The following is a 13,483-nucleotide window of genomic DNA, read 5'->3' as shown; positions in this document are numbered from 1 at the left end:
TCCACCATGAGACTTTATGCACAATGGCTGCAGGCCCGGAAATCCAGCCAGGGCGGCCGCCGGGTGCCCCGACCAGCAGAAGCCGGTCCACGCCGGGCGCTCCCGTGACCGTTGAGCCCGCGGAGTCCGGCCGGCTGAGCTTCGTCACGCTCCAGCAGTTCCTGGACCAGCTGCCGCCGTTGCTCACCATGCTTCACGACGGCGGCAGCGGCGGCCGGCTGCTGCGCTGGGTTGAACCCAGTGAGCTGGAGGACCCCACGCCCTACCTTCCGGAGGGTGAATTCCTGCTCACCGCCGGCCTTCCCTTCCTCGGCGATGGCGGCTCACCCGCCAGCGTGGACGCGTATGTCAGGCGGCTGGTGGACGCAAAGGTGGCGGCCCTCGGATTCGGGATCAGGCCCTACTTCGATGCCGTCCCGGCGGTGGTGCTGGACGCGTGCCGGCGGCACAACCTCACCTTGTTCGAGGTACCGGAGTCGCTGCCGTTCGCGGCGATCGGACTGCAGTTCTCGCAGCTCCTGGAGACCGACAATGCCAGGGTCTTCCGGCAGCTGGCAGAGAGCAACCGGCAGCTCATGCGCGCCGTCCTCTCCCCCAGGCCGGAGCATGAACTGCTGGCAGCCCTGGTCCAGCGCGTGCCCGTGTGGGCCGTGATGGTGGGGGCGGATGGCCGGGTCCGGGCCCGCGGCGCCAGTGCCGGCGGCAGCACCGCCGTCGAACTTTCCCTGCTGGAACCCATGCTGGAACGGCTGCTGTCCGGCCGCGGCCCCCGGGTGGAGATGGACGGCTTTGACCAGCCGGGCTCGGCGCTGGTGGTGGGCCATCCGCTGCGCAGCACCAAGGACGCCAACCTGGGCGCACTGGTTCTCGGCTCCGACGTTCCGCTGACCCCCGCGCAGAACAACGTGGTCCAGTCGGCCGTCGGGCTGCTCGAACTGCTGGTGCGGCAGCGCACCAGCGGGTCACTGGCCCCCAGCCAGCTGGCCACCGCCGTCCTGCTGCACCCGGAAAGCCTCACCACGGGCGGCACCAAGCATCTCAATGGGCTCAAGGACCTGCTGGCGCAGAGCCTTTCCTCCACACGGTCCGCGCCTGTGCGGGTTGTGCAGGGCATCAACGTGGAGGCACCCCAATGGCCGGCGGGTGACGGCCCGGTCAGGGAGCTGCTGCAGTGGCGCCGGATGCTTGACACGAAGCTGGTGGAGATCACTGACTACGGGTTCGCCGCCGTGACCCGGCTCAGGGTGGACGATGCCTTGCTGGCAGACGTGGAGAAGCTCGGCTGGCGCCTGGTGATTGGCGAACCAACCGAGCTCGCCGGCCTCCCTGCCGCCTACCAGCGGGCCACCTCCCTGCGCAGCCAGGTCCAGAGAAGTGGACACAGCATCCGGGCCGACGAGGTGTCCTGGTCGGTCACCGGGCTGCTGGGCCCCGAGGCAGGGACTTTGCTGGCCGAACGCCTCCTGCAGCCGGTCCTGGCGCTTGAGCCGGACCGCCGCCACCCGTTGCTGGCCGTCCTCCGGGGCTGGCTCAGCGAAAACGGCAGCTGGGACGCCTCCGCCAAACTGCTGGGGCTGCACCGGAACAGCGTGCGGCGGCAGATCGGCGTCCTCGGCGAGCTGCTGCAGATGGACCTGAACCAGGCCCAGGTGCGGGCGGAGCTGTGGATTGCGCTGCAGTACGCAAACGCCCTGGCGGGCAGGGCGGACTAAAGGGGCACGGCGCGCTGAGGGGCAGCGGCTAGGCGTGGCCGTCCCTGGGTTGGCCTGTTTCCGGTGGCAGGCCGGCCTCCCACTCCCGGTACAGCCCGGGCCGGCGCTCCCGCAGGTATGGCACCTCATCCCGTGCTGCGCGGACAGCTTCCCTTCCCACTTCGGCAAACAGCAGCGCCGGAGCGTCCCCGGCCTCGGCGAGGAGCGCGCCGTCAGGTCCCGCCACCACGCTTCCGCCGCCAAACGTGTAGTCACCCTCGCCCCCACAGTGGTTGGCGTAGGCCACGTTGAGCTGGCTTTCCAGCGCCCGGGCACGAACGAGCACCTGCGGCACTGCTGCGAAGCCGGCGGACAGTGCAGTGGGCACCAGGAGCAGCTCGGCGCCCCGGACAGCGGCCGCCCTGGCGGCCTCGGGGAACTCGATGTCGTAGCAGATCAGCAGTGAGGCGCGGATGCCGTGGAAATCCACGACGGCGGGAGGCTCCGCGGCTGCAATAAAAGCCTCGCGTTCCTCGCCGCCGAAGAGGTGGACCTTGGCGTAACTGAGGATTTCCTTGCCGTCGGCATCCACCAGGGTGGCCGAGATGTGCCATCCGGGACCATCGGTGGGCGCCGTGCCGGCGCCGCTCCACGGGGCTGCGCCGCTTTCCGCGCCGGCGACGGCGGGCAGGCTGTAGACCAGACCGATCCTGTTCCGGCGAGCGATGGCGGCCAGCCGTTCACGGATGGCGGGAAGGTCCGCCGGATCGAGTTGGCTCCGCAGCCGCAGCGGTGCGTAGCCCACGGGAAACAGTTCCGGTGTGAGCAGCAGGTCAGCGCCGGACTGCGCGGCCCGGCCGGCGGCATGGTCAATGGTCCGTAGATTGGCCTCGATGTCCAGGACCACGGCATTCGCCTGGAGGACGGACAGCAGCATCGTTACCACCTTCTTTAGGCCCGACCCACCCGGATGGCCGGAACGTTTCCGCTTTCCAGCCTAGCCAGCCGGAGCCGGCGGCACCGGGTCGTTTGGACCCACCGCCGCGCCCTTCGGGACGGAATGCACGGCACCTGCTGGCGGGCCGGCCGGAGCCACTCGCGCATGCGTACGGCGAGTCGTTGCGTTAACTTCTTGACTACAAGAGCAGCGGTAGGGCAATGTTCTTAGCATGTCCGCAACCACGCGCTCAACGAGGAGCAAACCCAAAAATCCCGGGTCACAGTCCGCGCTGCGGCAGCTGAACCAGCAGCGGATTATCGAGACACTGATGGGCGGCCCGTCCACCCAGGCGGAACTGGCCCGGCAGACGGGGCTGTCCACCGCCACCGTCTCGAACATCGTCAAGATCATGCTCGATTCCGGCCTGGCATCCACCGAACCCATCACCAGTTCCGGGCGGCGGGCACTGAACGTGCGGTTGAACAGTAACGGCGCCGTGGCCGTCGGGATCGACTTCGGCCGGCGGCACCTGCGGGTGGTCCTGGCCTCGCTCAGCTACCACGTCATCGCCGAAGAATCGGTAATGCTCCCCTTGGGCCACCAGGCGGATGACGGCATCCAGGCGGCAGTGGAACTGCTGGAGAAACTGCTGCGGGAAAGCGGGGTGGAACGATCCTCGGTAGTGGGCGCCGGCGTCGGCATTCCCGGCCCCATAGACCGCCGGACAGGGACGGTGGCACAGGGCGCAATCCTTCCCGAATGGGTGGGGATCAATATCCTTCAGCATCTTGAGGAAACCTTGAGAATCCCCGTGTTTGTTGACAATGACGCCAACCTGGGGGCCTGGTCCGAGGTGACTTGGGGGCAGCACTCGGGGGTCAGCAACCTGCTGTTCTTGAAGATCGGTTCCGGCATCGGCGCCGGTCTGATCCTGAACGGTTCGCCCTACTACGGCAACGTTGGAATCACCGGTGAAATAGGCCACGCCACCATCCACGAGCAGGGCTTGGTGTGCCGCTGCGGCAACCGCGGATGTCTTGAAACCATAGCCTCCACCACCACCATGATTGAGCTCCTCAGCCGCGGCGAGGACCGGCCCCTAACGCCCGCGGACATTGTCCGCAAAGCCCTGAACCGGGACTCCGCCACCCTGCGCGTAGTGGACGACGCGGGCCTGGCAGTGGGCCGTGCGCTGGGCAACGTGGCCAACCTGATCAACCCCGAGGTGATCGTGGTGGGCGGGCCACTGGCAGGCCTCGGGGACATCCTGCTGGACCCCATCCGGAGGGGTCTGATCCGCCATGCAGTGCCGGTCATCGGGGAGACCACCACCCTCACCATGTCCTCTTTAGGAGACCGCGCAGAAGCCCTCGGAGCAGCCGCCCTGGTCTTCCAGCACGCCGGAATCCGCAAGTCCTAAACCATTTCGTTATCCGGCAATTGCGTTAAAGACTTGACGACAACAGCTGTGATCCAGTTTACTTTTTCATCAGACGGTCCTGCGCTTTGCAGGACGGACAAAGAAGTCATGCATTGGAGGCGTAAGGGCTCATGACGTCCCAGACAACGCAAACGGATCCGGTCATCCTGGAGATGCGGTCCATCACCAAGGAATTTCCAGGGGTGAAAGCCCTGTCGGAAGTCAGTCTTCGGGTTAAGGCCGGCGAAATCCACGCCATCTGCGGCGAAAACGGCGCCGGCAAGTCCACCCTCATGAAGGTCCTGTCCGGCGTGTACCCCTACGGAAGCTACGACGGCGACATCGTCTACCAGGGGCAGGTGCAGCATTTCAGGGACATCCGCGCCAGCGAACACGCCGGAATCGTGATCATCCACCAGGAACTCGCGCTGATTCCCGAGCTGTCCATCATGGAGAACATCTTCCTGGGCAACGAGCCCACCAAGCGCGGCGTCATCGACTGGGCTGAAGCCCGCCTGCGGTCCCTGGACCTGCTGGCGAGGGTCGGTCTCCGCGACGATCCCGATACCCCCATCAAGGAAATCGGTGTGGGCAAGCAGCAGCTCGTGGAGATCGCCAAGGCGCTTAACAAGTCCGTGAAGATCCTGATTTTGGACGAGCCCACCGCGGCGCTGAACGAGTCCGATTCCCAGCACCTTCTGGATTTGATGCTCGGGCTGAAGGCCAAGGGCATTACGTCCATCATCATCTCGCACAAGCTCAACGAGATTGAGCAGATCGCGGACTCCATTACGATCATCCGCGATGGCAAGTCCATCGAGACCCTTGACGTGAAGGCCGACGGCGTGGACGAGGACCGCATCATCAAGGGCATGGTGGGGCGCACCCTCGAGTCCCGGTTCCCGGACCACACCCCCAAGATCGGCGAGGTCTTTTTCGAGGTCAAAGACTGGACCGTCGCCCACCCCCAGATCCAGGACCGGCTGGTCTGTAAGAACTCCAGCTTCTTTGTCCGGCGCGGCGAGATCGTGGGGTTTGCCGGCCTCATGGGCGCGGGCCGGACCGAGCTGGCCCGTTCCGTTTTTGGCCGGTCCTACGGCCATTTCGTCTCAGGCCAGATCTACATGCACGGCAAGGAAGTCACGCTCAAGAGCGTTCACCAGGCCATCGAGGCCGGGCTGGGCTACGTCACTGAGGACCGCAAGTCGCTGGGCCTCAACCTCCTCGATGACATCAAGACCACCACGGTCTCAGCCAACCTCGAGAAGATAAGCAAACACAGTGTCGTGGACACCAACCAGGAGTTCACGGTGGCCGAGCAGTACCGCAAGTCCCTTCGGACCAAAGCGCCTTCGGTGCAGGAAGGTGTGGCCAAGCTCTCCGGCGGGAATCAGCAGAAGGTTGTACTGGCCAAATGGATGTTCACCGACCCCGACCTACTGATCCTGGACGAACCCACACGCGGTATCGACGTCGGCGCCAAGTATGAGATCTACGGCATCATCCAGCAGCTGGCCAACCAGGGCAAGGGAGTGATCGTCATTTCCTCGGAACTCCCGGAACTCCTGGGCCTGTCCGACCGCATTTACACCATATTTGAAGGCGCCATTACCGGCGTCCTGAACAAGGAAGAGGCCAGCCAGGAAAGCCTGATGAAGCTGATGACCTCCGCCACCCGAAAAGCCGCCTGACCGTCTGGGACACTCCAGATCCTTCCAGTTACAAGGACCGAAACAATGAACGCGCTCAAGAAACTCTTCGGTGGCGACACCCGCCAGTTCGGGATGATCTTCGCCTTGGTGGCCCTCATCATTCTTTTCCAGTGGCTCACCGGCGGCATCACCCTCACTCCGGGCAACGTCATCAACCTTTTCAATGGCAACTCCTACATCCTGATCCTGGCCATCGGTATGGTCCTGGTGATCATCGCTGGCCACATCGATCTGTCTGTGGGGTCCGTAGCAGCATTCGTAGGCATGGTGGTGGCCATCACCATGCGGGATTGGAACATCCCCTGGTATCTGGCCATCCTCCTGGGGCTCGCCCTCGGTGCGGCGATCGGCGCCTGGCAAGGTTGGTGGACAGCCTATGTAGGCATCCCGGCCTTCATTGTCACCCTGGCCGGCATGCTGATCTTCCGTGGCGCCCAGCAGTTCGTAGGCCAGTCCAACTCGATCCCCGTCCCCCGGGAGTTTCAGTACATCGGCGCTGGCTACCTTCCAGAGTTGGGACCGGACACCGGTTTCAACAACCTCACTTTGCTCCTTGGGCTTGCCGCAGTAGCGTTTGTGGTTTTTGGTGAGATCCGACGTAGGCGAACAGCCCAGGCGCTCGGGGCAGATGTCCCCGAAACGTGGGTCATGGTCCTTAAGCTCGTCCTGATCTGCGGTGCCATCCTCTACGCGACCTACCTGTTCGCCACCGGCCGCCCGGGCACATCTTTCCCCGTTCCGGGCCTCATCCTCGCCGTCCTGGTCCTGGTTTACGGCTTCATCTCCTCGAAGACAGTGGTGGGACGCCACGTGTACGCGGTCGGTGGCAACCGGCACGCAGCCGAGCTCTCCGGCGTGAAGTCCAAAAAAATCAACTTCCTGGTGATGATGAACATGTCCATCATCGCCGGATTGGCCGGGATGATCTTCGTGGCCCGCTCCACCTCTGCCGGCCCTTCGGACGGCACAGGCTGGGAACTTGACGCCATCGCCGCTGTCTTCATCGGCGGCGCGGCAGTCACCGGTGGCGTGGGTACCGTAATCGGATCCATCGTCGGAGGCTTGGTCATGGCCGTCCTGAACAACGGCCTTCAGCTACTCAGCGTCGGTGCGGACTGGCAGTCCATGATCAAGGGTCTGGTGCTGTTGGTGGCTGTGGCCGTCGACGTCTACAACAAGTCCCAGGGCCGGGCATCCATTATCGGGTTGATGATGAGGAATTTCAGCCGGCAGTCCAGCGGCACAGGCACCCCGCTCCAGCCGGACGAAGTCACCTCCACCAGAGAAACCATTTCCAAGGAAGCCTGAGCAGTTCAGCTTCCCGCCCCCAACACCCCAAAAGAAAGTGGACACAGAAATGCGAATGTTTGGCAAAGCAGGAAAGGCAGCAGCGATAGCTGCGATCGCAGCACTGGCGCTGACAGGTTGCGGACGTTCCGAACCAAGCACCCCAAGCGGCGGCGCAAGCGGGGGAACCGGCGGCTTCGCCCAGGACTCCGCGATCGGCGTCGCACTTCCCAAGAAGACCAGCGAGAACTGGGTCTTGGCGGAAAAGCTGTTCAATGACGGGCTTAGCAGCGCCGGTTTCAAGGCCACGGTGCAGTTCGCCAACAACGGTGTAGCTGAGCAGCAGAACCAAATCAGCGCCATGATCGCCAAGGGGGCAAAGGTGATCATTGTGGGCGCTCTCGACGGCTCCCAGCTGGGAACACAGCTCCAGCAGGCCAAGGATGCCGGCGCCACCATCATCGCCTACGACCGCCTTCTGCTGAACACGGAGAACGTGGACTACTACGTGGCCTACGACAACTTCAAAGTCGGGGTGCTGCAGGGCCAGGCCCTGCTGGACGGCATGAAGGCGAAGAAGCCGACTGGCCCCTACAACATTGAGCTTCTGGCGGGGTCGCCGGATGACGCCAACGCAAAGGTCTTCTTTGACGGCGCCATGTCTGTCCTCAAGCCCAAGATGGATGACGGCACGCTGAAGGTCCTCTCGGGCCAGACGACATTCGAGAAAGCTGTTACGCAGGACTGGAAGGCTGAAAACGCCCAGCGCCGGATGGACACGCTCCTGACCGGATCGTACGGGACGGCCTCGCTTGATGGTGTCCTCTCACCGAACGACACCCTTGCCCGGGCGGTCATCACTTCCGTCAAGGCGGCTGGCAAGCCGATTCCCGTCGTCACCGGACAGGACTCCGAAGTTGAGTCCGTGAAGTCGATCCTGGCGGGCGAGCAGTACTCCACCATCAATAAGGACACGCGCAAGCTCGTTGAGCACGCCATCACCATGGTCAAGGACCTCCAGGCAGGCAAGAAGCCTGAGGTCAACGACGACAAGTCCTACAACAACGGCACGAAGGTTGTCCCTGCCTTCCTGCTTCCACCGGTCATCGTGACCGCCGCCAACGTCAAGACGGCCTACACGGACGATCCCGTACTCGGCCCGATCACCAAGTAACACCTATAGAACAGCCGGGTAAACCGGCAAGCGGAAAGCCCGGTCCTTTCATGTGAACTGGTCCCCGAAAGTATGGACTGATTTTTCCAGTCCAACTTTCGGGGAGCAGTTCAATGAGGACCGGGCTTTCCTGCATGTTGGCTGTCGTTGGAGCCCTGAACTACTGTTTGACCACAAGTACCCCCGGACCGGTGAACTGCAGGGCGTGGTTCTTCACCGCCTGGGGCGTGGTGAACGCCTTATAGCCGTACATGTCGGAAGGGCTCCAGCCGACATCGGTGGTGAACTCCCAACCCGTCCAGTCTGGAGCTTCAGTTCCGTTCAGCTCCGCCTCTGCCAGCGCCTTGGCCCGATTCTCCGCGAAGGATGCTGCGGCGATGGCGTTGAGGTCCGCGGCCTGGCCGTTGTACCAGGATCCCGTGTCACTGAAGCGGTTGCCGTTGTAGCTGCTGACCATGATGGATGGGTCGGCTCCAGGACCGGTGTACTCGAATGCATTGCGTTCGGAGAAAATCCGGGACTCGTAGCCCGCGCCGATGAAGTAGCTGTGGCCGCCGTTGGCTTCACTCACCAGTGGATAATCGGGATCGTCGGTGCGTCCCACAAAGTAGTTATTGACGACGTGCACCTGGCCAAACCGGACCCGGGGCGCGCGCTGCTGGAGGTTTTTAAAGTAGTTGCCGATGTAGCTGACACGCAGCTTGCCGCCGTCCTTATCCACGTGTTCATCACCGGAACCAAGCAGCATGGTCTTGTCGTGATTGCTAAGACTGCTGTTCGAGATGGTCACGTAGTCCGTCCCATCTTTCAGGTCCAGCAGGCCATCGTGTCGGTTTGCTGGCTTGCCGCGGAATCCCACAGGCGCTTCGCTGTCCGGGTAGCGGCCGTCGGAAAGCCGGACGTGGTCAATCCAAACATGGTCCGACGTCACTGAGGACATTGCATCGAAGCGTGCGTTCCATGCACCATCTCCGTCCTCCGGAGACCACGTGGTGAAGAAGTCCACTGGAGCCTCAACGCTGAGGTTGCGCACCACCACGTTTGTTGCGCTGAGGATTACGATGTTGGCCCCAACGAAACCGGAATCTGCACCGAGTCCGATGAGACTAGTGTTGCTCGGAAGGCTCACCTCGATCTGCCGCTTCATGTTATTGCTGCCGGTCTGCCGTAGCTGGCGTTGCCGCTTGCAGTAGTCGAAGGCCTGGTCACTCCACGACTTGCCCTCGAGGCCGAAGCAGGACATGTATTTGTTGATGTCGTACCCGGGTGCATAATCCTGCTCACCGAGGATCCGTCCGTCGGGGGTCTGGTTCCCGTTGATCGTCCCATCGACATAAATGACCTTCGGTGCCGACGGCTCGCCGTGGTTGGCCAGTGCGGCCTTGAGGTCAGCGAGAGTACTGACTTGGTACGTGTTCCCGGCCGGAGCGCCTGCCCCGCCGTTGGTACCGCGTCCGACGGCTGCCCATCCTGTGGTTGCCGCATCGTCAGCGCGAATTACACCGCCACTTGTTGGCGCCGGGCTGGCGGGGGCGGGACTGGCTACTGCAAGACCCGCGACGAGAACAAGGGCTACGGAGAAGGAAACCGCCCCCGCACGGCGAAGGCGCCGTGGTGCACTTGGAAAAATTTGAGGCTTCGCTTGGGACGTCATTGGCCTAATTTCCGGCATGCCAAACAGACCACATGCCTTGGTGTGTGTTGCATCAGATTGAATACGCAGCTTCTGAGAAAACGGTTTCTCGACTCGCACTTAATTTCTAGTCCTTTTTTGACAAAACTGTCAATAGGACTTCACAGGCCAAACACAGGTCCGGCCGGATTCCTGCACAGGATGCCCGGCGAGGGTTGATGCAAAGCCGGCCTTCGGCGCCGGCACCTGAGTCATAGGAGTAACGTGAGCGTCCTTGCCCGAAGCGTAGGCAATGCCTTCAGAAACAAGGTCCGCACCGCAGCTGTTGTCGCGGTGCTGGCCGTCGCCATTGGCCTGGCCCTGGCCATGCTGGTGGCCAACCAGGCGGTCGGCGCCAAAGTCCAGGAGCTCAACGCCTCCGTCGGCACCGTCCTGACCGTCAACCCCGCCGGCGGGCAAGGCTTTGAAGGCGGCGGTGAGCCGCTCACCGCCGACCAGGCAACCACCGCCGCCGGCGTCCCCAACGTCAGTGCCGTCGTCGGAACCTCCACCCTGCGGCTGCGGAACGCGGCTGCTGCTGCAGCACAGGCGTCCCAAACGGGACAGACCGGGCAGACCGGGCCCGGGGGTCAAACCGGGCAGGCCGGCCCCGGCGGCCAGGCCGCAGCTACCCTGACCACCAGCCTCACCGCCGCGGTGGATGCCGGCACGCTGGGCAACCGCAACCAGCAGGCCAACGGAACCACAGGTAACACGGGATCCACCGGGACCACCCAGCAGCCCGTCCGGTCCCTGCCGGTCACCGCCACCGGCATCGGCGCCGAAGTGGACACCACGGGCAAAGCATTGAACATCACGCGGGGCTCCGGGCTTGGTGACTACTCGGCAGCATCCAGCGGCGCGTTGCTGGGCACCACGCTGGCGGAGAAGAACAACCTCACCGTCGGATCCACCTTCACCATCAACGACCAGACCTACACGGTGACAGGCTTGTTCGACGCCGGCACGGCCTTCGGCAACAACGCCGTGTACGTCACCCTCCCCACCGCCCAGGCCCTTGCCGGAACACCGGGTGAGCTTTCCAGCATGATCGTCACCGTCAACTCCATGGACAACGTCGCTTCCGCCAAGACGGCCTTGCAGGCAGCCCTCGGCACCGACAAGGCCGACGTCACCCAGGGCCAGAACCTGCAGACCGCGGTCAGCTCTTTGGACAGCGTCAAAAACATCTCCTTCATCGCCTTCATCGCCGCTCTTGGCACCGCCGGCCTGATCATCCTGCTCATCATGGTGATGCTGGTCCGGGAGCGCCGCCGCGAAATCGGTGTGCTGAAGGCCATCGGCGCACCCAACCGCACCATCGGCCTCCAGTTCGTCCTCGAAGCCCTGGTCCTGGCGGCCCTGGGCAGCGCAGCAGGCGCAGCCATCGCCTCCTTCGCCAGCGGCGGCATCGCGTCCGCCCTGATCAGCAGCAACGCCACCACCACAACCACTGCAGCGAGGGGCCGCGGCTTCCCGGGAGGCCAGGGTGGACCCTTCGGCGGTGCCTCCCAACTGTTGAACTCCGTGACGGCGAGCGCATCGCCGGGAGTCATAGCCGGCGGCATTGCTGCAGTGTTCGGCGTCGCCATCATCGGCGCCCTGGTGCCGGCGCTGCTGACGGCGCGCATCCGTCCCATCGAAGTCCTGCGAGGAGAATAGCCATGATTGAAGTCAAGAACCTGGTCCGGACCTTCAACTCCGGTGACCGCACCATCAAGCCGGTCAACGACGTCAGCTTCACCCTGGAACAGGGCACCCTGGCCTCGATCGTGGGCAAGAGCGGGAGCGGCAAGAGTACTCTGTTGTCCCTCCTGGGTGCGCTGGACAAGCCCACCAGCGGAGACGTCGTCGTCAACGGCGTCAGCCTGGCCAGCATGCCCGATGCAAAGCTGACCGAATACCGCCGCCGGGACATCGGCTTCGTGTTCCAGCAATTCAACCTGATTCCCAACCTGTCCGCGGTGGACAACGTGATGCTGCCCATGGAATTCGCCGGGATGCGAATGGCGGCAAGGCTGCAGCGCGCCAAGGAACTGCTGGAGCAGGTCCAGCTGGAGCCGTCCAAGCACGAACGCCGAATCAACAGGCTCTCCGGCGGCGAGCAGCAGCGCGTGGCCATCGCCCGCGCCCTGGCCAACGAGCCCAAGCTCATCCTGGCCGATGAGCCCACGGGCAACCTGGACGAGCAGACCGGGGACCACATCATCGAGCTCCTCAGCTCGCTCAGCCGCGACCACAACACCACCATCCTGGTGGTCACCCACGACCGTGCCCTGGCCAACAAGACGGACCGCCGGTTCCGCCTGCAGCACGGCAAGCTGACGGAGGAGCCGGTCCGCGGCCGGGCTGTCGCGGCCTCCGCCTGACGTGCAAAAGGGGCCCAGGGTGGGGGCCGCGTCCCCACACCCTTGGCCCCTTTTTCGCTTCTTTCCCACCTCGCTGCAAGTTTCCCGCCCCTCCGGCGCCGCTGTGACAGGATGGCAGCTATGAGTGCTCCCATTGCCACGCCATGGCTTTCCACGCAAGCTGACCAGGATCCCCGGTCCGCCACCGGGGCTCCCCTTCGCTGGGGAATCATCGCCACGGGCAGCATCGCCCGCGCCGTTTCGCAGGATCTCGCGCTGCTGGAGGATGCCGAGCTGTACGCGGTCAGTTCCCGGACGCAGGACGCCGCGGACGCATTCGCCGTGGCCTATGACTTTGAGAAGGCCTACGGGGACGACGGCGGTGTGCCCGGCTACCAGCGGCTGCTCGCCGATGACGCCGTGGACGTTGTCTACGTCGCCACGCCGCACGCCCAGCACCATGAAATGGTTCTCGCCGCCCTCAACGCCGGCAAGCATGTGCTCTGCGAGAAGGCCTTCACCATCAACGCCCGCGAAGCTGCGGAGCTCATCGAGGTTGCGCGCAGCCGGAAGCTTTTCCTGATGGAGGCGGTCTGGAGCCGCTTCCTTCCGTCCATGCAGCGCGCTTTCGAGATCGCGGCGTCCGGTGAACTGGGCGACATCCACTGGGTCACCGCGGACCTGGGCTTCCCGGCACCGTACTCCCCCACGGCCAGGCTGTGGGCGCGGAAAGACGGCGGCGGCGCACTGCTGGATTTGTCCGTCTACCCGCTCCTGTGGGCGCTCGGCACGCTTGGCTTCCCGCAAACCGTCAGCGCCACGGGGTTCGTCAACGACGACGGCGTGGATGCACAGAACGCCATGAGCCTCGGCTACGGCCACGCCTCCCAGGTCCAGCTCACCTCTTCCCTCCTGGCCCACGGACCCCGCACTGCCACCGTGGCGGGAAGCCAGGGCTTCCTGCAAAGCGTGGGATCCATCAACAACCCCCGCGAACTCGTCATCGCCAAGGGGTGGGAGGATCGCCGGACCGAAACCTTCGACGTCGTGGGCAAGGGCTACGCCTACGAGCTGCGCGAGGTGATGCGGTGCGTCCAGCAGGGACTCACCGAAAGCCCGGTCATGCCGCTTGAGGACACCCTGAACACCATGCGCCTTTTCGACGGTGTGCGTGCCCAGCTCGGAGTGACCTACCCCAACGACAGCCACTAGCGGAACCTTCGGCTCCGGACGCACGAC

Annotated in this window: 10 protein-coding genes; 8 read left to right on the top strand and 2 right to left on the bottom strand. The window is 64.1% G+C overall.

Annotated elements, in window-relative coordinates; genetic code table 11:
- The first annotated feature begins 104 nt into the window (after positions 1–104).
- Complete coding sequence (locus tag ACTAQI_RS01100) at positions 105–1,712, top strand: PucR family transcriptional regulator ligand-binding domain-containing protein (protein WP_457948956.1); 1,608 nt, start codon at positions 105–107, stop codon at positions 1,710–1,712.
- 28 nt (positions 1,713–1,740) lie between these two features.
- Here ACTAQI_RS01100 and ACTAQI_RS01095 read toward each other — a convergent pair whose 3' ends face one another.
- A complete protein-coding gene (locus tag ACTAQI_RS01095; protein ID WP_457948954.1) occupies positions 1,741–2,628 on the bottom strand; it encodes a carbon-nitrogen hydrolase family protein in 888 nt (295 codons plus the stop codon).
- A gap of 232 nt (positions 2,629–2,860) precedes the next feature.
- Between ACTAQI_RS01095 and ACTAQI_RS01090 the strand changes: the two genes are divergently transcribed.
- The 4 genes from ACTAQI_RS01090 to ACTAQI_RS01075 all read left to right on the top strand — a co-directional run bounded on the left by ACTAQI_RS01090 (position 2,861) and on the right by ACTAQI_RS01075 (position 8,224).
- On the top strand, positions 2,861–4,051 hold the full coding sequence (locus tag ACTAQI_RS01090) for an ROK family transcriptional regulator (protein WP_457948953.1): 1,191 nt from the start codon (positions 2,861–2,863) through the stop codon (positions 4,049–4,051).
- A gap of 131 nt (positions 4,052–4,182) precedes the next feature.
- Entirely contained in the window at positions 4,183–5,742 is a 1,560-nt protein-coding gene (gene mmsA, locus ACTAQI_RS01085) for a multiple monosaccharide ABC transporter ATP-binding protein (protein ID WP_457948952.1), read from the top strand.
- Between the two features lie 45 nt (positions 5,743–5,787).
- Positions 5,788–7,071, top strand: coding sequence for a multiple monosaccharide ABC transporter permease (gene mmsB, locus ACTAQI_RS01080; protein WP_457948950.1), 1,284 nt, complete (start codon positions 5,788–5,790; stop codon positions 7,069–7,071).
- A gap of 49 nt (positions 7,072–7,120) precedes the next feature.
- On the top strand, positions 7,121–8,224 hold the full coding sequence (locus ACTAQI_RS01075; RefSeq protein ID WP_457948949.1) for a substrate-binding domain-containing protein: 1,104 nt from the start codon (positions 7,121–7,123) through the stop codon (positions 8,222–8,224).
- A 160-nt stretch (positions 8,225–8,384) separates the two neighbouring features.
- On the opposite strand, the gene ACTAQI_RS01070 is transcribed toward ACTAQI_RS01075, so the two are convergent.
- A complete protein-coding gene (locus ACTAQI_RS01070) occupies positions 8,385–9,878 on the bottom strand; it encodes a pectate lyase family protein (RefSeq protein ID WP_457948947.1) in 1,494 nt (497 codons plus the stop codon).
- 243 nt (positions 9,879–10,121) lie between these two features.
- Here ACTAQI_RS01070 and ACTAQI_RS01065 point away from each other — a divergent pair, with 243 nt between their 5' ends.
- The 3 genes from ACTAQI_RS01065 (at position 10,122) to ACTAQI_RS01055 (ending at position 13,456) form a co-directional block, all read left to right on the top strand.
- Positions 10,122–11,558: an ABC transporter permease gene (locus tag ACTAQI_RS01065; RefSeq protein ID WP_457948945.1), complete on the top strand. Its 1,437-nt coding sequence runs from the start codon at positions 10,122–10,124 to the stop codon at positions 11,556–11,558.
- A gap of 2 nt (positions 11,559–11,560) precedes the next feature.
- Positions 11,561–12,265 carry an ABC transporter ATP-binding protein gene (locus ACTAQI_RS01060; RefSeq protein ID WP_457948943.1) on the top strand — a complete coding sequence of 235 codons (705 nt, stop codon included), beginning with the start codon at positions 11,561–11,563 and terminating at the stop codon, positions 12,263–12,265.
- Positions 12,266–12,385: 120 nt separating this feature from the next.
- The gene (locus ACTAQI_RS01055; RefSeq protein WP_457948941.1) at positions 12,386–13,456 is read left to right on the top strand and encodes a Gfo/Idh/MocA family protein; all 1,071 of its coding nucleotides are present in this window, start codon (positions 12,386–12,388) and stop codon (positions 13,454–13,456) included.
- Positions 13,457–13,483: the final 27 nt, after the last annotated feature.

This window comes from Pseudarthrobacter sp. alpha12b (genome assembly GCF_054130495.1).
This window is presented reverse-complemented; position numbering and strand designations above follow the sequence as displayed.